Origin of the sequence: Planctomonas deserti (assembly GCF_003067705.1) — a bacterium.
GTDB lineage: Bacteria > Actinomycetota > Actinomycetes > Actinomycetales > Microbacteriaceae > Planctomonas > Planctomonas deserti.
The window spans coordinates 1-18,927 of record NZ_QANL01000004.1; the positions used below are offsets into that span (position 1 = coordinate 1).

An 18,927-nucleotide genomic window follows, 5' to 3' on the forward strand; every position below is an offset into this window, starting at 1 on the left:
AGAGGACCGCGCCCGGATCGATGCGATCGTCAACGACCCACGGCCGACCGACCGCCTCGCGGCCGACGGGTTCCTGGAGCTGCTGCGGATCGGCGCGGACGCCGACCCGGGCCAGGTGTTCGGCTCGCGGCGACCTGCGGTGCGGGTGATCGTGACCAAGGAGACGCTGGAATCCGGCGACGGCCACGGCTCGATCCAGGACACTGGCGAAGCAGTGAGCATCGGCGCCATCCGGCGAGAGGTCTGCAACATGGGAACCGTAGCGGTGGTCCTCGACGACGACGGCCAATGCGTCAACGTCGGACGGGAACAGCGCCTTTTCACCGCACGCCAGCGCATCGGACTCGCGGTCCGGGACGGCGGGTGCATGTGGCCCGGCTGCGACCGACCACCGTCCTGGTGCGAAGCCCACCACATCAACCAGTGGAAGCGAGACCACGGCAAGACGGACATCGCCGACGGGGTGCTGCTCTGCAAGCACCACCACCTGCTCCTCCACAACAACTACTGGGACATCACCAGAACCGGCGGGCACTACATGCTGATTCCGCCGAGGTCGATCAGCCCGGACCGGGAGGGCCGGCACCTGGCGACGAAGAGCAGAGCGGTCCAGGACTGGAACGCCCGCCGACACCGCCTCCGGCCGCACGACCGAGACCGCTCCCCCAAACCGACGCCGCCCGGCGGTTGACCGTGCCAATCCTGATCCGGCGCCCAGTTCCACGGTCGCTGAGCCTGTCGAAGGGACGCGACGTCACCTGCGTCGCTTCGACAAGCTCAGCGACCGTGTACGGAACGCTCGCGCACCTCCATGGCCGCACCGCCTATATTCCGTCGCTGCTCGCGAAGCTCTCGACAACGGCCAGCGCGGACCGGCAGCACCACTCCGGTCCCTGAGCCCGTCGAAGGGACGCGACCTCACCTGCGTCGCTTCGACAAGCTCAGCGACCGTCTACGGAACGCTCGCGCACCTCGGTGACCGCACCGCCTGCATCCCGCCCCTGCTCGCAAAGCTCTCGACAACGACCACGGCACACCTACCGCACCCCCTCGGTCCCTGAGCCTGTTGAAGGGACGCGACCGACACGAGGCACGTAGCGTCGCTTCGACAAGCTCAGCGACCGTGTACTGAACGGTCGCGCATCGATGTCCGCATCACCCGCATTGCGTCCCTGGTTGCCGGGCGGCTGGCGTGAAGGGCTCAGCTGATCGCGGCGAGCGCTCGGGCCCGCCGACTGTGCACAGGGGGTGCTCGGGCGGGGTGGGTAGCGTGGTCACGGGACCCCAACGGCGGTTCGCGGACGAGGGAGCAGTACCCGCATCACGACAAGACTGACTCGGAAGGTCTGTCATGGCGTGGTTGATCCTGATCCTGTCCGGCGTGCTCGAGGCGGTGTGGGCCTCGGCCCTGGCCGCGTCGCGCGGCTTCCGGCGTCCCGGCCCCGTGGGGCTGTTCGCCGTCTCGATGGTCGCCAGCATGGCGGGTCTCGCGTACGCGATGACCCAGCTCCCCACCGGTACCGCCTACGCGGTGTGGGTGGGCATCGGCGCGACGCTGACCGTCGCGTGGGCGATGATCACCCGACAGGAGCGCGCGTCCACCGCGCGGATCCTGCTGCTGCTCCTCCTGGTGGCCTGCGTCGCCGGACTCAAGGCGGTGAGCTGACGTGGCCTGGGTAGTGCTGCTGATCAGCGCCGTCTTCGAGGCGGCCTGGGCCACCGCGCTCGGCCGCTCCGAGGGCTTCACGGCGATCGCGCCCACGGTCGTCTTCCTGATCGGGCTCGTCGCGAGCATGGCGGGCCTCGGCTGGGCGACGCGCCGCATCCCCATCGGCACCGCCTACGCGGTGTGGGTGGGTGTCGGCGCCGCGCTGACCGTCGCCTACGCGATGGCGACCGGAGACGAGGCCTTCTCCGTCTGGAAGGCCGTGTTCATCGCCGGCATCATCTGCGCGGTCATCGGCCTGAAGCTGGTGCCGTCGCGTAAGCCGACGCGCGAGCCCCTGTCGGCCGACCCGGCGACGGTGCCAGACTCATCCGCATGACTCGCATCGTCGCGGACATCTCGATGTCCCTCGACGGCTTCGTCACCGGACCCAACGCCGGCCCCGGCAACAGGCTGGGCGACGGCGGCGAGGCCCTGCACACCTGGGCCTTCTCGAATGACCCGGACGACCAACGGCTGGTGCGCGAGGCGACCGAACGGTCGGGCGCGGTGGTCCTCGGCCGCCGGCTCTTCGACATCGTCGACGCGCCGGACGGCTGGAACGACGAGGTCGGTTACGGCGCCGGCGAGGTCGGCCGGCCGCCCTTCGTCGTCGTGACGAGCTCGCCGCCCGCCGCGGTGCGCCTCACCGACCTCGACTGGACCTTCGTCACCACCGGGCTCGCCGACGCCGTTGCCGCTGCTCGGCAGCGCGCGGAGGCGGCGTCCTCACCCAGCGGCGCGGATCTCGACGTCGTGCTCATGGGCGGCGGCGCAACGGTCGGCTCCGCGGTGGCCGCCGGGCTCGTTGACTCGCTCTCGATCCACCTCTCCCCCGTGCTGCTTGGCGGCGGCACGCCCCTGTTCCCCGCAGGGACACGGCGAGCGCTCGTGCAACGGAGCGTCCTGGCGACATCGACGGCGACGCACCTGGTCTACGACGTCACCTGACCCCTTACCGCTCGACGGGCGCGGCACCCACGTATTGCGCAAGGTGCTGTCCGGTGAGCGTCGACCGCGCGGCGACGAGGTCCGCCGGGGCACCCTCGAAGACGATGCGGCCGCCGTCGTGCCCGGCCCCGGGCCCGAGGTCGATGATCCAGTCGGCGTGCGCCATCACCGCCTGGTGGTGCTCGATGACGACGACCGACTTGCCGGAGTCGACGAGGCGGTCGAGCAGGGCGAGCAACTGCTCGACGTCGGCGAGGTGCAGGCCGCTCGTGGGCTCGTCGAGCACGTAGACGCCGCCCTTCTCACCGAGGTGGCTGGCCAGCTTGAGCCGCTGCCGCTCGCCGCCGGACAGCGTCGACAGCGGCTGTCCGAGGCTGAGGTAGCCCAGCCCGACGTCCGCGAGCCGCTCGACGATCGCGAGCGCCGCAGGAATGCGCGACTCCCCGGTGCCGAAGTACTCCCGCGCCTCGACGACCGACATCGCGAGCACCTCGCTGATGTCGCGACCACCCAGGTGGTACTCGAGCACCGACGCGTCGAAGCGCCTGCCCTCGCACACCTCGCACGTCGTCGAGACGCCCGCCATCATCCCCAGGTCGGTGAAGATCACGCCCGCACCGTTGCAGTTCGGGCAGGCACCCTCGGAGTTCGAGCTGAACAGGGCCGGCTTCACGCCGTTCGCCTTCGCAAACGCCTTCCGGATCGGCTCGAGCATGCCCGTGTAGGTTGCGGGATTGCTGCGGCGCGATCCCCGGATGGCGCCCTGGTCGATCGACACCACCCCGTCCCTGCCGGACAGCGAGCCGTGGATGAGCGTGCTCTTCCCCGACCCCGCGACGCCGGTCACCACGACGAGCACGCCGAGCGGCACGTCGACGTCCACGTCCTTCAGGTTGTGAGCGCTCGCCCCACGGATCTCCAGCGCGCCCGTCGGGGTGCGGACGGCCGGCTTCAGGGCGGCCCGGTAGTCGATGTGCCGGCCGGTCAGGGTGTCGCTGCGGCGGAGCTCCTCGACCGTGCCCTCGAAGCAAACCGTGCCGCCCGCCGTGCCCGCGCCGGGGCCGAGGTCGACCACGTGGTCGGCGATCTGGATCATCTCGGGCTTGTGCTCGACGACGAGCACGGTGTTCCCCTTGTCGCGCAGCCGCAGCAGCAACTCGTTCATGCGCTGGATGTCGTGCGGGTGCAGTCCGATGGTCGGTTCGTCGAACACGTACGTGACGTCGGTGAGGGACGACCCGAGGTGACGGATGATCTTCGTGCGCTGCGCCTCGCCGCCGGACAGCGTGCCGGAGGGCCGGTCGAGAGAGAGGTACCCCAACCCGATCTCGACGAACGAGTCCATCGCGTGCCGCAGGGCCGCCAGGAGCGGCGCGACGGACGGCTCGTCGAGATCACGCACCCACGAGGCGAGGTCGCTGATCTGCATGGCGCACACCTCGGCGATGTTCACGCCGCGGATACGGGACGAACGAGCACCCTCGTTCAGTCGCGTCCCCCCGCACTCCGGGCAGGCCGAGAACGTCACGGCACGCTCCACGAACGCGCGGATGTGCGGCTGCAGCGCGTCGACGTCCTTCGAGAGGTACGACTTCTGGATCGACGGGATCAGCCCCGAGTACGTGAGGTTGAGGCCCTCGATCTTGACCTTCGTCGGCTCCCGGTGCAGCAGGTCGTGCAGCTCCCGCTTCGAGTAGTCGCGGATGGGCTTGTCCGGGTCGAAGTAGCCGACGCCGCGGAAGATGCGGCCGTACCAGCCGTCCATGGTGTAGCCGGGGATGGTGAGGGCGCCCTCGTTCAGCGACTTGCTGTCGTCGTACAGCGCCGTGAGGTCAAGGTCGGTGACCGACCCCATGCCCTCGCAGCGCGGGCACATGCCGCCGGTCACCGAGAAGCTGGCCTTCGTCGCCGTCCGTCCGGCGCGCTCCACCGTGACCGCGCCGGCGCCGTGGGCCGACGCCACGTTGAAGGAGAACGCCTGCGGCGAGCCGATGTGCGGCTCCCCGAGCCGGCTGAACAGGATGCGCAGCATGGCGTTCGCGTCCGTTGCGGTGCCCACCGTCGACCGGGCGTTCGCGCCCATCCGCTCCTGGTCGACGATGATGGCGGTCGTGAGCCCCTCGAGCACGTCGACGTCGGGACGGGCGAGCGACGGCATGAAGCCCTGCAGGAACGCGCTGTAGGTCTCGTTGATCATCCGCTGCGACTCCGCGGCGATCGTGCTGAACACGAGGGAGCTCTTGCCGGACCCGGACACCCCCGTGAACACCGTGAGCCGGCGCTTCGGGATCTCGACGCTGACGTCCCTCAGGTTGTTCTCGCGCGCGCCCTGCACCCGGATCAGGTCATGGCTGTCGGCCGCGGCGAGCGCCGGCGTCCGTGGATCCGTACCCGTAACTGTGCTCATGCTGTCTCCGTTCTCGGGTCTGCGGCGAGTCGGCGTCGGCCCGTCGGCGGCGGCGCTCGGCGCATGAACACGGTACCGAGACGACCGGTCCCCGTGGGGTGCGATTTCGGCGGATACTGGCGCCATGCAGCTCCCCGCGGACAGCCACGCGCACAGCGAATGGTCCTGGGACGCGCTCTCCGGCTCGCTGGACCGCTCGTGCGCGCGGGCGGTGGCGCTCGGGATGCCGGCCATCGCGTTCACGGAGCACCTCGACTTCACGCCGTTCCGGGCCGGACACCTGGTCGAGGGCTACGGTCACCTCGTCGTCGACGGCATCCTGCACGCTCCCCCGTTCGACGTGGACGGCTACCTCTCCGCCGTCGACGCGTGCCGCGCCCGGTACCCGGGGCTCCGCATCCTCACTGGGCTCGAGGTGGGGCAGCCGCACCACCACGGCCGGGAGGTCGCGGACGTGCTCGCCCGCGGCCGGTTCGATCGCGTGCTCGGCTCGCTGCACTGCCTTCCGGACGGCGACGCCTTCGCGGAGCCCTTCGCCCTGTTCCCGCACCGCGACGCGCCGACGGTGATGCGCGAGTACCTCGCCGAGCTCCCGCGGATGGTTGCGGGCTCCGACCTGTTCGAGGTCGTCAGCCACATCGACTACCCGGTCCGCTCGTGGCCGGAGGACGCCGGCCCGTTCGATCCTGAGGACTTCGAGGAGGAGTTCCGCACCGCCCTGCGCGCCGTCGCGGACGCGGACCGGGTGCTCGAGGTCAACGCCAAGCTCCCGCTCGACCCCCGCATCCTCGCCTGGTGGCGGGAGGAGGGGGGCCGCCGGGTGACGTTCGGGAGCGACGGCCACGAGCCCGAGACCGTGGGCCGCGGCCTGGAGCGGGTCGCCGTGATGGCCGCGTCGCAGGGGTTCGGTCCGACGAGCCGGCCCGAGGATCCGTGGCTCCTCGGCGCCCGCGCCTGACGCGCAGAACGCGCCCGACCCGCCGAACGCGCCCGCTACTCGTGCGACGACATCACGTGCTTGATGCGCGTGTAGTCCTCGACCCCGTACACCGAGAGGTCCTTGCCGTAGCCGGAGTACTTGAAGCCGCCGTGGGGCATCTCGGCGGTGAGCAGGATGTGCGTGTTGATCCACACCGCGCCGAAGTCGAGGTCGCGCGACACCCGCATCGCCGTGCCGTGATCCCTGGTCCACACGCTCGAGGCGAGTGCGTAGCGCACGTCGTTCGCCAGCTCGATCGCCTCGTCCTCCGTCTCGAACGACTGCACCGTGATGACCGGACCGAACGTCTCCTCCTGCACGATGTCGTCCGTCTGCTTCACGCCGGTGATGACGGTGGGCGCGTAGAAGAACCCCTTCTCCCCCACCCGGTGCCCGCCGGTGGCGACGACCGCGTGCTCCGGCAGTCCCTCGACCGCGCCGGACACCTTCTCGAAGTGGGTCGCGTTGTTCAGCGGTCCGAAGTAGTTCTCGGCTTCGTCACCGCCGGTGGCCCTGGCCTCGGCCTCCGTCACGAGCGACTCCACGAGGGCGTCGTGGATCGAGTCGTGGACGAGCACGCGGGTGATGGCCGTGCAGTCCTGGCCGGCGTTGTAGAAGGAGAAGTCCGCGATCGAGGATGCGGTCCCGGCGACGTCGACGTCCGCGAACACGATGGCGGGCGCCTTCCCGCCGAGCTCGAGGTGCGCGCGCTTGAGCGTCTTCGCGGCCGCGCCGGCCACGGCCGTGCCGGCCCGCACGGAGCCGGTGATCGAGATGAGCCCCGGCACCGGATGCTCGACGATCGCCTCTCCTGTCTCGGCGTTGCCGAGCACGACGTTGAGCACGCCGTCCGGCAGGATGCCCTGACTGATCCGGGCGAGCACGAGGGTGGACTCGGGCGTCGTGTCGCTCGGCTTGAGCACGACGGTGTTGCCGGCGGCGAGCGCGGGTCCGATCTTCCAGACCGCCATGAGGAACGGGAAGTTCCAGGGGGTCACCTGGCCGACGACGCCGATGGGCTCCCTGCGCACGTATGACGTCGTGCCCTCGATGTACTCACCGGCGGACCGGCCCTCGAGCAGCCGGGCGGCGCCCGCGAAGAAGCGGATCTGGTCGGCGCCCGCGGCGACCTCGTCCTCCGCGATGGTCGCGCGCGGCTGACCGGTGTTGCGGTGCTGCGCCTCCACGATCTCGGCGGCGTTCGCGTCGATCGCGTCGGCCAGCTTGAGCAGCGCGAGCTGCCGGGCGCTCGGGGTGAGGCGCGACCACGGCCGGAACGCGGCCTTCGCGGCGCGCATCGCGGTGTCGACGTCGTCGGGCGTGGACACCGGGGCGAGGGCGACGGTCTCCCCCGTCACCGGGTTGACGACGTCGAGCGTCGTCGTGCCGGTCGGGTCGACGAAGCGTCCGTCGATGAAGTTCTGCAGGGTCGGAGTGGGCATCGGGGTCCTTCGTTGGTCCTGTGTGCGGGTGTGGTGCGGATGTCGTGCGTCATGAAGTGGGGTGTTCGGATCAGCCGACGAGGGTGGCAGCGAGACCGCCGTTCGTGTCGCCCGTCGTCTTGCTCGCCCGCCGCAGGACGAGTCCGACGAGCGCGAGCGCGATGAGGGTCAGGCCGAGCATGAGGGTGGAGACCGCCGCGATCTCGGGGCGCAGGGTCGCGCGCAGTGACGCGAACACGTAGACGGGCCACGGGGTCGACCCGGCCACGGAGACGAAGCTCGACAGCACCGTGTTGTCGAGGCTCAGCGTGAAAGCGAGCAGCGCACCCGAGATCACCGCGGGCCGCATGAGCGGGAACGTGATGTCGAGGAAGCGCCTGAGCGGCGGGGCGCCGAGGTCGGCCGCCGCCTCCTCCAGGGACTCGTCGACGCCGGCCATGCGGGCGCGGACGATGAACGTGACCACGGCACAGGAGAAGAGCGAGTGGGCCACGATCAGGCGCACCTGCCCGATGGAGAAGATGCTGAGGTTCCAGGTGTTGCTGAGGTCGACGAACCAGGGCAGGAGCGACACCGCGTTCACGATCTCCGGGGTCACCATGATGAGCCCGAGGAGCAGCGTGAGCCAGCCGACCCAGCGCGCGGACGGCCGCCTGGCCAGGGCGACGCCGGCCAGCGAGCCGAGGATCGTGGACACCACGGCGGAGCCTGCGGCCGCGAGGATCGACACCTGGATCGTCGCGACGATGGTCGGATTGCTCAGCGCGTTCTCGTACGAGGAGAAGCCGAAGCCGTCCCAGGACCGCAGCTGACGCCCGGTGTTGAACGAGTAGACGATGATCACGATCACCGGGAAGAAGAGGAAGAGCAGGCCGAGCACGCCCCAGGCCGCGATGAGCACGTCGGTCAGGGAGCGGCGTCGCTTTCGCGCGGTGGGCGCGGCGGCCGCGGTCGCGGGGGTCGCAATCCGGTCCGCCGAGGCGGCCGTGGCCATCGCGCCGGTCGTCCCCGTGTCCGTGCGCACACCGGTCATCGTGCTCCTCCCTGCTGCGGCAGTGCGGCGGACAGGTCGACGCGCTGCACCCGGCCGAGCACCGAGCCCACCAGCCGGGCGACGAGCGCGAAGATCACGACCGTCGCGAGGATCGCGAGCATGAGGATGACCGCCATCGCGGACCCGAGCGCCCAGTTCTGCGCCCGGTTGAACTGGCCGGCGACCATCTGGCCGACCATGCCGCCCTGCGCACCGCCGAGGACGCTGGGGGTGATGTAGTCGCCCATGAGCGGCACGAAGACGAGCAGCATGCCCGCGGCGATGCCGGGCAGGGCGAGCGGAAGGGTGACCCGGCGGAAGCTCTCGAACGCGTTCGCGCCGAGGTCGCGGCTCGCCTCGAGCAGCCGGTGGTCCATCCGCTCCAGCGCGACGTAGAGCGGCAGGATCATGAGCGGCAGGTAGTTGTAGACGACGCCGAGCTGCACGGCCGGCATCGTGTACAGCACCTCGAGCGGTCCATCGCGCAGGCCGAGCGCCTGCAGCCCCTCGGAGAGGAACCCCTCCGGGCTGAGCGTGATCTGCCAGCCGATGGTGCGGACGAGGAAGTTCGTCCAGTACGGGATGAGCACGAGCGCGAGCACGAGCCCCTGGCGGCGCGGCGAGAGTTTGGTCGCCATCCAGTACGCCATCGGGAACGCGATGAGCAGGCACAGGATCGTGCCGACGACGGAGATCTCGAGGGTGCGGCCGAAGGTCTGCAGGAAGGCAGGGCTGACCGCCTCGACGTAGCGGTCGAGGCTCAGGACGTCGTTCGAGTGCGTGACGTAGAGGCTGGGCTTGTCGCCGAAGCTGTACCAGAGGATCAGCCCGAACGGCACGATGAAGAAGAAGACGAGCCACACGCTGATCGGCAGGGCGAGCATGCCGATGGACCAGCGGAGCCGGCGACCACCGGTGCGTGCCGCGGGTGCGGTCCGCACCGCCGCGTCCACCGCCATCACTGACCGGCCGAGGCCGTCAGCTCGTCGTAGATGTCGACGTAGGCCTGCTCGGCTTCGTTGAGCTCGGCGAACACCAGCTTCTCGGTCTGCTCCGGCGTGAAGAAGATGAGCTCGGGCAGCTCCGCGCCGGCATCGATCGCGGCCTGCTCGATGTCCTTGATGCCCGTGTGGTAGCCGATGTAGAGCAGCTCCTTGAGCGACACCTCGGGGTCGAGCACGTAGTTGATGAACTCGTGCGCCGCATCGACGTTGGGCGCGCCCTTGACGATGACCCAGTTGTCCTGCCAGAGGTTCCCGCCCTCCGACGGGGTGACGTAGCGCCAGCGGTCGGGGTCCTCGTTCTCGAGGATCCCGGCGCGCGCGTCGCCGTTGAACGCCATGGCGAGGATGCGCGCGTTTCCGGTGATCGATGCGCCCGGGTAGGACTCGAACGTCTGCACGTGCGGGGCGATCTTCTCGACGATGAACTTCCGGTACTCCTCCAGGTGCCCCTCGTCGGTCGTGAGCGGGTCGATGCCGTTCGCGAAGAAGTACGCGTAGGCGAGCTCGCCCGGGTCCTCGAGCAGCGAGAGGCTTCCGCTCGCCTCGTTCTGCGCGACCTCCCAGAAGTCGGCCCAGCTGGTGAGCTCCCGCGGGATGGCCGTGGTGTCGTAGGCGTACCCGGTGGAGCCCCACGCCTTCGGCACGGAGTACTTGTTGCCGGGGTCGAACGACTGGTCGATGTAGGCGGGGTCGACGTTCGAGAAGTTGGGGATCTTGTCGAGGTCGAGCTCCTCGAGCAGGTCGCTGGCGGCCATCTGCGGGATGTACTGGTGGGTCGGCAGGCAGATGTCGTAGCCGCTGGTGCCCGCGGCCGCGACGAGCTTCGCGATCATCTCCTGGTTGGAGCCGTAGCTGTCGATCGTGATCTTCGGCCCGGCCTCCTTGGTGAAGGCGCTCAGCACGTCGGGGTCGTCGTACTCGCCCCAGGTGTAGATGTTGAGCTCGCCGGATCCGCCCGAGCCCCCTGAGCCGGACCCGGTGGAGCAGGCGGCGAGCGCCGCGGTCGCGCCGGCCCCGAGGAGCCCGCCGAGGAACAACCGCCTCGACACGTGCCCGGTCATCGAGGCGGGCAGGAGCAGGCGGACGTCACTCTTCTCGGGCATGGCTACAGGTCCTTCTGTCGGGGGCAGGGGGTGCGAAGCGCGCGGCGGGAACGCAGCGGATGGGGGAGAGTGCCGCGGCGGGTCACGCGGCGACCGATCCCGGGAAGACGTGCACGGAGGCGGCATCCCAGCGGCACCAGACCGTGCTGCCGATGGTCGACGGGACCTCGACGGACCGGCTGGCCCGGGCCGTGATCTTGAGACCGCCCGCGGTGAGCAGGACGAGCTGGAGGGCCGAGCCCAGCTGGCTGACGCCCATCAGGGTCGCGGGGATCACGTTGACCCCCGTGTCGGCGGTCGCGCTGACGGTCACGTGCTCGGGCCGCACCGCGAACGTGGCCTCGGAACCCACGGCCAGGCCGGAGGGACGGCTGGTGGCGACGCGGGACCCCTCGACGGCGATGCCGACGGCTCCCCCGTCCGCGCGGTCGATGGTGCCGGAGAAGAAGTTCTGCTGCCCGATGAAGCCGGCGACGTAGGCGGACTCGGGGGCGTCGTACACCGCGGACGGCGTGCCGACCTGTTCGATCCGGCCGTGGTTCATCACCGCGATCCGGTCGCTCATCGTCATCGCCTCCTCCTGGTCATGGGTGACGAAGACGAAGGTGGTGCCGAGCTGCTGCTGCAGGAGCTTGAGCTCGATCTGCATCTCCTCGCGGAGCTTGCGGTCGAGCGCGGACATCGGCTCGTCGAGCAGGAGGACCGCCGGGCGGTTGACGAGGGCGCGTGCGAGCGCGATGCGCTGCTGCTGGCCGCCGGAGAGCTGGGCGGGCATGCGGTCGGCCAGGTGGGACATGCGGACCATGGCGAGCGCGTCGCGCACCCGGGGACCGATCTCGGCCTTCGGCACGGACCCGTAGGTGAGCCCGTAGGCCACGTTGCGGGCGACCGACATGTGCGGGAACAGCGCGTAGGCCTGGAAGACCGTGTTGACGGGGCGCCGGTGCGGCGGCAACGCGTGCACGGCCCGCCCCGAGATGGAGATGGTGCCGGCGTCCGGGAACTCGAAGCCGCCGATCATGCGCAGCGTGGTCGTCTTGCCGCAGCCGCTCGGGCCGAGCAGGGAGATGAACTCCCCCGCCCGCACGTCCAGATCGAGGTTCTCCACCGCGTAGGCCTTGCCGTAGACCTTCGAGACGCCGCTCAGGACGACTCGTCCGGGCTGACCCGCGGCCATCGTGTCCGCGTCGGTGCTGTTCAGGGTCATCGTCATCTCGCCCATGCCCCTTCGTGAGTCGGTTCTCCTCGGCCGCCGCTGCATCCGGTGCAGGCCTCCGTCCGCTGCGGTGTCCACAAACTATGCGCTGGAGCGAGCCGAACGCAATGCACGACACGGATTCCGTCGAGGTTTTACACCGTCGAAACAGTCACTCCCACGCGGTTTTCGCTCGAAGAACGCCCGCAACGGGCTCGATCGACAACTGATTCCGCAGAAGGGCCTTCGAACCGTGTGCGGGGGCACGCGTGCCGCCGGCGCCGCCGGTGGCACGGTGCCGTCAGCGGGAGAAGACCACGCGACCCGATGCCAGCGTCGCCGCCGTCCGCACGGTGTGCAGGGCGTCGGCGGGCAGCGAGAACGGATCGACGTCGCTCACGGCGATGTCCGCGACCCCGCCGACGCGCAGCGTGCCCGCGTCGTCGTGATGGGCGACGCGAGCGGATCCCGAGGTGTAGGCGGCGATGGCCTGCCCGAGCTCGAGCTCCTCCCCGACGCCCAGCGGCTCCGCCCCGCTGCCCGGTTCGACGCGGGTCACCGCGACGGCGATGGCCTGCCACGGGTCGGGGGTCGACACGGGCCAGTCGGACCCCATGGCGAGCGGAACACCCGCCGCGGCCATGCTGGCGAAGGGGTACTGCTCGGAGAAGCGCTTCTGCCCGACGATGGAGCGGTTGAGGTCGACCATCTGCTCGCTCGCGGCGGCCCACAGCGCCTGAATGTTGGCGGTGACGCCGAGCTCCGCCATAGCGGGGATGTCGGCGAGGTCCACCTGCTGCAGGTGCGCCAGGTGGTGCCGCATGCGGTTGTCGTCCCCGGCCGCCCGGGCGGCGCGCAGGGCGTCGAGGCTCTCCGCGACGGCGCGGTCGCCGATGGCGTGGATGTGGAGCTGGAAGCCGGCCCGGGTGAGCGCGACCGCGGCGGCGTTCAGCACGTCCGGCGGGAAGTGGGACTCCCCCCGCACGCCGGTCGGGTGCCCGCAGGCGTCGAGGTAGGGCTCCTTCATGGCCGCCGTCTGGCTCTCCGGCACCCCGTCCTGCATGATCTTCACCGTCGTCGCGCGGAAGGACCCGCCGAGCTCGTTCCCGCGGTCGCCCACGGCGTCCCGGGCGGCGACGAGCCGCTGGACGGTGTCGTCGATCGTGTCCAGGGTCAGCCCGCGCGGCAGCCACAGCGCCCCGGTCACCCGGGACACGAGCTCGCCGGAGGCGACGACGCGGAGGTACGCCTCCGTGCTGTCGCCGAAGCCGGCGTAGTCGCCGATGATCGCGTCCTGCCAGCCGGTGATGCCGAACGACTGCAGGTAGCGCTGCGCCTCGCCGACGGCCTCGACGTAGTCGTCGACGTCGGGCACGGGCAGGAAGGGCGCGAACACCTCCATCGCCGCCTCCTGGGCGGTGCCGGTGGGGCGGCCGCCGGCATCCCGGTCGAAGTGCCCGCCCGCGGGGTCGGGGGTGTCGCGGTCGACACCCGCCGCCCGGAGCGCGGCCGGCGACACCCACGCGCCGTGATGGTCGGCGTTGACGAGGTAGATCTTCCGCCCGGGCGCCACGCGCTCGAGCGACTCGGCATCCGGCCGCCCGCCCGGGAAGTGCGGAAGGTGCCAGCCGCCCCCGACGACCCAGTCGTCCTCGGGGTGGGCGGCCGCGTACGCGCCGATGATGTCCAGGGTCGACGCGGCGTCGGTGGCATCGGTGAGGTCGCAGTGCAGGCGCTCGTGGCCGCCCTGGAGCGGATGGATGTGCGCGTCGATGAACGAGGGGGCGATGAGCCCGCCGCGCGCGTCGATGGTCTCCGCGGCCCGGCCGAGCGCACGGACCTCGGCTTCGGTGCCCACCCCGACGATCCTCCCGGCCGTCACCGCGACCGCCGTCGCGGTCGGGGAGAGCGCGGTGCCGGTGAAGACGCGGCCGGAATGGAGGACGAGGTCGACGGTCATGGCGACACCGTAGCGGCGACCCGGCGCGGGATGGCGGCACGCGCCTCCGCTCGGCGGGTCACGCGACGCCGCCCGCGACGGTGTACGCCCCCAGGACGGCGCCCCCCCGCAGGGTGACGACGGCCGTGATCACCGAGCCGTAGGGATCGCGCCACGGGCTGTGCACGCGGCGGTGGGTGTCCGCCGAGACCCTCACCCGCGCGGTGACGGAGTCCCCGTCGACCGCGACCGGCACGGCCTCGCCGTTGACCGCGATGCGCGCGCTCGCCGGGCGCATCGGCGCGCCGCGCAGCTCGAGCGCCACCACGACCTCGTCCTGCCCGGGCTCCCCGGCGACCGGGTGGACCTCGGCCCGCAGCTCGAGCCGGCCGCTCGCGAGATCCGCGGTGGCGGCTCCGGAAGGGATCTCGGTCGAGGTTCCGGTCGGGATCCGGGTTCCGGACGAACGGAATCCGGGCCGGCGCCCCCCGGGGAAGACGTCGCCCGGCAGGGCGGGGGTGCGCGGCGGCGGCGTGCGGCGCGGGCGGACGGCCTCGAACCCGGCGGCGAACGTCAGCAGGTCGGCGTCGCGGTAGGCGCGGCCGGCGAAGGTCAGCCCGACCGGCATCCCGATGTCGTCCATGGTGCCCATCGGCACCGTGACCGTGGGGATGCCGAGGTGCCGGAACACGAGGTTGCCGTTCGCGACCCAGGTGCCGTTGCGCCAGGCCAGCCGAGCCGACGTCTCATCGACGTCGGCGTCCGCCGGCCCGACGTCCGCGACCGCGGGCAGCACGATGCCGTCGAGTCCCACGTCGTCGAGCCAGTGCTCGAAGTCGACGCGGCGGGTCTCCTCGAGGCCACGGATGCCGTCCGCGATGTCGGGGATCTCCTCGAGCGGCAACACGCCCGCCCGGGCCCGGGTCACGTACTCGGCCAGGTCGATGTCGTCCGGCCCGTACCGGTCGGTGAGCGCGCCCGGAGGCGCCGGGAAGATCCTCGGGCCGTCGACGGCGGTCAGGTCCGGGATGGCGGGGTCGCCGTTCGCGCGGAGGAAGTCGTCCCAGGCCCAGATCGACAGGTCCCACAGCTCGCGGTCGGCGAAGCCGTCGGGCACGATGCCGCGCTCGACCATGGAGCGGGCGCCGGGTCGATCGCGCTCGTAGTTCGACAGCGCGGGGAAGTCGACCTCGACGACCTCGGCGCCCTGCTGCCGCAGGTCGGCCGCCGCTGCCCGCCACAGCCGGAGCACCGAGTCCCGCGTCTCGATCGGGCGTGCGGCGTCCGGGTCGGCGTTCACGTACATCCGGGGGACGCCGAAACGCCTCCCCCGCAGCGCGCCGGGACGCAGGCAGTCCGCGAACCGGGGCGGGCGCACCGAGGACGGCGCGGGGATCGGAACCCAGGGCTGCCGCCGCCAGAAGTCCCCGCGCGGGTCGGGATCGTCCACCACGAGCACGTCGAGCAGTTCGAGGAGGTCCTGCATCGTGCGCGTGTGCGGCACGACGACGTCCATGGTGGGCACGAGCGGCCAGTTGCCGCGCACCGAGATGAGGCCGCGCGACGGGGTGTACGCGACGAGGGCGTTGTTGGACGCCGGGGCTCGGCCCGACGACCACGTCTCCTCCGCCAGGCCGAAGGCGGCGAAGCTCGCCGCCGTCGCGGTGCCCGACCCGTTCGACGAGCCCGAGCCGAACGCTGCCGTCAGGTAGTCCGGGTTGTAGGGGCTCTCGGCGCGGCCGTAGAGGCCGCGCTGCATGCCGCCGTTGGCCATCGGGGGCATGTTCGTGAGCCCGATCAGCACCGCCCCCGCCGCCCGGAGCCGCTCGATGGCGAAGGCGTCCGCCCGCGCGACCAGGTGCTCGAACGCCGGCGAGCCCGCCGCAACCGTGAGACCCTCGGCCAGGTAGCTGTCCTTCGCGGTGTACGGGATGCCGTCCAGCGGTCCGAGGATGGCTCCCGACCCGCGTCGCTCGTCCGACGCGCGGGCCTCGTCGAACATGCGGGGGTTCAGCACCGGCACCGCGTTCAGCGCGATGCCGTGCCGGTCGTACCGGCCGATCCGGTCGAGGTACGCCGCAACAAGCTCGACGCTCGTGACGGTGCCGGACTCCAGCGCGCCCCGAAGGTCGGCGATGGTGGCCTCGACGAGGGTGAGCGCCGGCCCGGTCATCGCGCACCCGCCGTCGGCTGCTGCTGGGTTATGCAGTGGATGCCGCCACCGCGCTCCAGGATCGGGCGGGCGTCGACGGTGACGACGGTCCGCCCCGGATACGCGTCGGCGAGGATCGCCCGCGCCCTGGCGTCGGCGCGCTCCTCGCCGTACCCGCAGGCGATCACGCCGCCGTTGGTGACCAGGTGGTTCACGTAGCTCCAGTCCACGAACCCGTGCGCGTCGCGCAACGTCTCGGGCGCCGGCAGGTCGACGATCTCCCACGAACGCCCCGCGGCGTCGCGGGAGGCGGAGAGCACCTCCCTGAGCCCCCGGGTCAGCGCGAAGTCCGGGTGGGACGCATCCTCCTGCGCGTGCAGGAGGATGCGGCCGGGGGACGGGATGGTGGCGACCATGTCGACGTGCCCGCGGGTGCCAAGCTCCTCGTAGTCGCGGTGCAGGCCGCGCGGGAGCCAGACGAACGTGTCGGCCCCGATCGTTCGCGCGAGCTCCGCCTCGACACCGGCCCGGTCGGTGAACGGGTTCCGCAGGGGGTCCAGCTGAACCGTCTCCGTGAGCAGCACCGTGCCCTCCCCGTCCACGTGGATGCCGCCGCCCTCGTTCACCAGGAGCGACGGGAGAACCGGCACGCCCGCGGCCTCCGCGACGACCCGCCCGATGCGGCGGTCGTTCTCCCAGGCGCGCCAGTTCGTGGCGCCCCAGCCGTTGAACGTCCAGTCCACCGCGGCGAGCGCGCCGTCCCCGCCGAGGACGAAGGTGGGACCGATGTCACGCATCCAGAAGTCGTCGAGCGGGGCGATCAGCACCTCGACGGCGGCGGAGAGCAACCGCGCAGCGCGGTCCCGCTCCGAGGGGTCGACCACCATGGTCACCGGGGTGAACTCGGCCGTGGCGTTCGCGACCGCCGACCACGCCGCATAGGCCTCGGTCGCGGAGGCGGGGTCGGCGCCGAGCGTGTCGCCCTCGCGGGGGAACGCCACCCAGACGCGGTCCTGCGGGGCCGTCTCGGCGGGCATGCGCCAGGTCATCGGCTGCTCCTTTCGTCGCTCTACCACCGTTTCCACCACTGATTCGCTTGCCGAAGGGCGGTGACACTGACATTATCGAGCAATGAGCAGGGAGACCCGCACCCAGCTCGACGACATCTCCCGGGCCATCGTCGAGCAGTTGCAGCACGACGGACGCCGCTCCTACGCGGAGATCGGCAAAGCCGTCGGGCTGAGCGAGGCGGCCGTGCGCCAACGCGTGCAGAAGCTCACGGAGTCCGGCGTCATGCAGATCGTCGCCGTGACGGACCCCATGCAGCTCGGCTTCTTCCGCCAGGCGATGATCGGCATCACCGTGTCGGGTGACACCACCGAGGTGGCCGCGGCGCTCAGCGCCATGTCCGCGGTCGACTACGTCGTGCTCACGGCGGGCAGCTTCGACATCCTGGCCGAGGTCGTGTGCGAGAACGACGACCAGCTCATCACCCTCCTGAACAAGGAGATCCGCGCCATCGAGGGCGTCCGGTCCACCGAGACGTTCGTCTACCTGAAACTTCAGAAGCAGTTCTACAACTGGGGAACGAGATAACCATGACCACGACCGAGACTCCCGTATCCGTTCACGACGACCCCGCGTCGGCCCGTGACGCCCGGCTGCGCAGCGCGGCCAAGGACCACCTGTGGATGCACTTCTCCCGCCAGTCGGTGATGGAGGACGGCGACGGGGTGCCCATCATCGTGAAGGGCGACGGGCACCACATCTGGGACAGCCGGGGCCGGAAGTACTTCGACGGGCTGAGCGGCCTGTTCGTGGTCAACGCGGGCCACGGGCGCCGGCGGCTCGCCGAGGTCGCGGCGAAGCAGGCCGAGGAGCTCGCGTTCTTCCCGCTCTGGTCCTACGCGCACCCGTCGGCGATCGAGCTGGCCGAGCGCCTCGCCTCCTACGCGCCGGGCGACCTCAACCGCGTCTTCTTCTCGAGCGGCGGCGGCGAGGCGGTGGAGACGGCGTTCAAGCTCGCCAAGTACTACTGGAAGCTGCAGGGCCGCCCGACGAAGCACAAGGTCATCTCGCGCTCCGTCGCCTACCACGGCACGACGCAGGGCGCCCTGGCCATCACGGGCATCCCCGCGATGAAGCAGATGTTCGAGCCCGTGACCCCGGGCGGCTTCCGCGTGCCGAACACGAACTTCTACCGCGCCCCCGAGCACGCGGACGACCTCGAGGCCTTCGGGCAGTGGTCGGCCAACCGCATCGAGGAGATGATCGAGTTCGAGGGGCCCGAGACGGTCGCCGCGGTCTTCCTCGAGCCCGTGCAGAACAGCGGCGGTTGCTTCCCGCCTCCGCCCGGCTACTTCCAGCGGGTGCGGGAGATCTGCGACAAGTACGACGTGCTGCTCGTGAGCGACGAGGTGATCTGCGCGTTCGGCCGAATCGGCGAGTTCTTCGCCTGCGACACCTACGGATTCGTGCCGGACATGATCACCTGCGCGAAGGGCATGACGAGCGGGTACTCCCCCATCGGCGCGACCATCGTCAGCGACCGGATCTACGAGCCCTTCAAGCACGGCAACGCGTCCTTCCCGCACGGCTACACCTTCGGCGGGCACCCCGTGTCGGCGGCCGTGGCGCTCGCGAATCTCGACATCTTCGAGGAGGAGCGGCTCAACCAGAACGTGCGAGAGAACTCGCCGGCTTTCCGGGCGACGCTCGAGAAGCTGCTCGACCTCCCCATCGTCGGTGACGTGCGCGGCGACGGGTACTTCTTCGGCATCGAGCTGGTGAAGGACAAGTCGACGAAGCTCACGTTCGACGACGACGAGTCCGAGCGCCTCCTACGCGGCTTCCTGTCGACGGCGCTCTTCGACGCCGGGCTGTACTGCCGGGCCGACGACCGCGGCGACCCCGTCATCCAGCTCGCTCCGCCGCTCACGGTGGGGCAGAAGGAGTTCGACGAGATCGAGGGCATCCTGCGCGGGGTGCTCACCGAGGCGTGGGCGCGGCTCTAGGCG

At 70.9% G+C, this 18,927-nt stretch carries 15 protein-coding genes, 1 pseudogene and 1 riboswitch; of the genes and pseudogenes, 7 read left to right on the top strand and 9 right to left on the bottom strand.

Translation table 11 applies throughout. The features are described 5' to 3' along the window. The 4 genes from DAI20_RS13515 to DAI20_RS13530 form a co-directional block, all read left to right on the top strand. The coding region (locus DAI20_RS13515) for an HNH endonuclease signature motif containing protein (RefSeq protein WP_159085064.1) at positions 1 to 691 on the top strand (691 nt) is incomplete at its 5' end. A gap of 585 nt (positions 692 to 1,276) precedes the next feature. After that, a riboswitch (guanidine-III (ykkC-III) riboswitch) is annotated at positions 1,277 to 1,342 on the top strand. A 9-nt stretch (positions 1,343 to 1,351) separates the two neighbouring features. Further along, entirely contained in the window at positions 1,352 to 1,666 is a 315-nt protein-coding gene (locus tag DAI20_RS13520) for a DMT family transporter (RefSeq protein ID WP_108251750.1), read from the top strand. A 1-nt stretch (position 1,667) separates the two neighbouring features. Beyond that, entirely contained in the window at positions 1,668 to 2,045 is a 378-nt protein-coding gene (locus DAI20_RS13525) for a DMT family transporter (protein ID WP_108251752.1), read from the top strand. Further along, positions 2,042 to 2,656: a dihydrofolate reductase family protein gene (locus DAI20_RS13530; RefSeq protein WP_108251754.1), complete on the top strand. Its 615-nt coding sequence runs from the start codon at positions 2,042 to 2,044 to the stop codon at positions 2,654 to 2,656. Before DAI20_RS13525 ends, DAI20_RS13530 begins: the two co-directional genes overlap by 4 nt. 4 nt (positions 2,657 to 2,660) lie before the next feature. On the opposite strand, the gene DAI20_RS13535 is transcribed toward DAI20_RS13530, so the two are convergent. Next, positions 2,661 to 5,063, bottom strand: a complete 2,403-nt coding sequence (locus DAI20_RS13535) for an ATP-binding cassette domain-containing protein (RefSeq protein ID WP_108251756.1) — start codon at positions 5,061 to 5,063, stop codon at positions 2,661 to 2,663. 124 nt (positions 5,064 to 5,187) lie between these two features. Here DAI20_RS13535 and DAI20_RS13540 point away from each other — a divergent pair, with 124 nt between their 5' ends. Next, positions 5,188 to 6,021, top strand: coding sequence for a PHP domain-containing protein (locus DAI20_RS13540; protein ID WP_108251758.1), 834 nt, complete (start codon positions 5,188 to 5,190; stop codon positions 6,019 to 6,021). A gap of 35 nt (positions 6,022 to 6,056) precedes the next feature. Here the strand turns inward: DAI20_RS13540 and DAI20_RS13545 are convergent, their stop codons facing one another. From DAI20_RS13545 to DAI20_RS13580, 8 genes and pseudogenes are all read right to left on the bottom strand, one after another. Further along, the gene (locus DAI20_RS13545; protein WP_108251760.1) at positions 6,057 to 7,484 is read right to left on the bottom strand and encodes a gamma-aminobutyraldehyde dehydrogenase; all 1,428 of its coding nucleotides are present in this window, start codon (positions 7,482 to 7,484) and stop codon (positions 6,057 to 6,059) included. A 70-nt stretch (positions 7,485 to 7,554) separates the two neighbouring features. After that, positions 7,555 to 8,517 (bottom strand): ABC transporter permease, encoded by a 963-nt coding sequence (locus tag DAI20_RS13550; RefSeq protein WP_240606080.1) that lies wholly within the window; start codon positions 8,515 to 8,517, stop codon positions 7,555 to 7,557. After that, entirely contained in the window at positions 8,514 to 9,458 is a 945-nt protein-coding gene (locus DAI20_RS13555; RefSeq protein WP_240606081.1) for an ABC transporter permease, read from the bottom strand. The genes DAI20_RS13550 and DAI20_RS13555 overlap by 4 nt, the downstream gene beginning before the upstream one ends. A 17-nt stretch (positions 9,459 to 9,475) precedes the next feature. Then, positions 9,476 to 10,624, bottom strand: coding sequence for an ABC transporter substrate-binding protein (locus tag DAI20_RS13560; protein WP_108251764.1), 1,149 nt, complete (start codon positions 10,622 to 10,624; stop codon positions 9,476 to 9,478). A gap of 82 nt (positions 10,625 to 10,706) precedes the next feature. Continuing rightward, on the bottom strand, positions 10,707 to 11,837 hold the full coding sequence (locus DAI20_RS13565) for an ABC transporter ATP-binding protein (RefSeq protein ID WP_108252563.1): 1,131 nt from the start codon (positions 11,835 to 11,837) through the stop codon (positions 10,707 to 10,709). A 283-nt stretch (positions 11,838 to 12,120) separates the two neighbouring features. Further along, a complete protein-coding gene (locus DAI20_RS13570; protein ID WP_108251766.1) occupies positions 12,121 to 13,779 on the bottom strand; it encodes an amidohydrolase in 1,659 nt (552 codons plus the stop codon). Positions 13,780 to 14,266: 487 nt separating this feature from the next. Beyond that, positions 14,267 to 15,931: pseudogene (locus DAI20_RS13575) on the bottom strand (amidase); the annotation flags it as partial. Then, entirely contained in the window at positions 15,928 to 16,959 is a 1,032-nt protein-coding gene (locus DAI20_RS13580) for an agmatine deiminase family protein (protein ID WP_108251770.1), read from the bottom strand. The gene DAI20_RS13580 and the pseudogene DAI20_RS13575, both read right to left, overlap by 4 nt. 82 nt (positions 16,960 to 17,041) lie before the next feature. Between DAI20_RS13580 and DAI20_RS13585 the strand changes: the two genes are divergently transcribed. Beyond that, complete coding sequence (locus DAI20_RS13585) at positions 17,042 to 17,506, top strand: Lrp/AsnC family transcriptional regulator (protein WP_108251772.1); 465 nt, start codon at positions 17,042 to 17,044, stop codon at positions 17,504 to 17,506. 2 nt (positions 17,507 to 17,508) lie between these two features. After that, a complete protein-coding gene (locus DAI20_RS13590; protein WP_108251774.1) occupies positions 17,509 to 18,924 on the top strand; it encodes an aspartate aminotransferase family protein in 1,416 nt (471 codons plus the stop codon). The last annotated feature ends 3 nt before the right edge of the window (positions 18,925 to 18,927 follow it).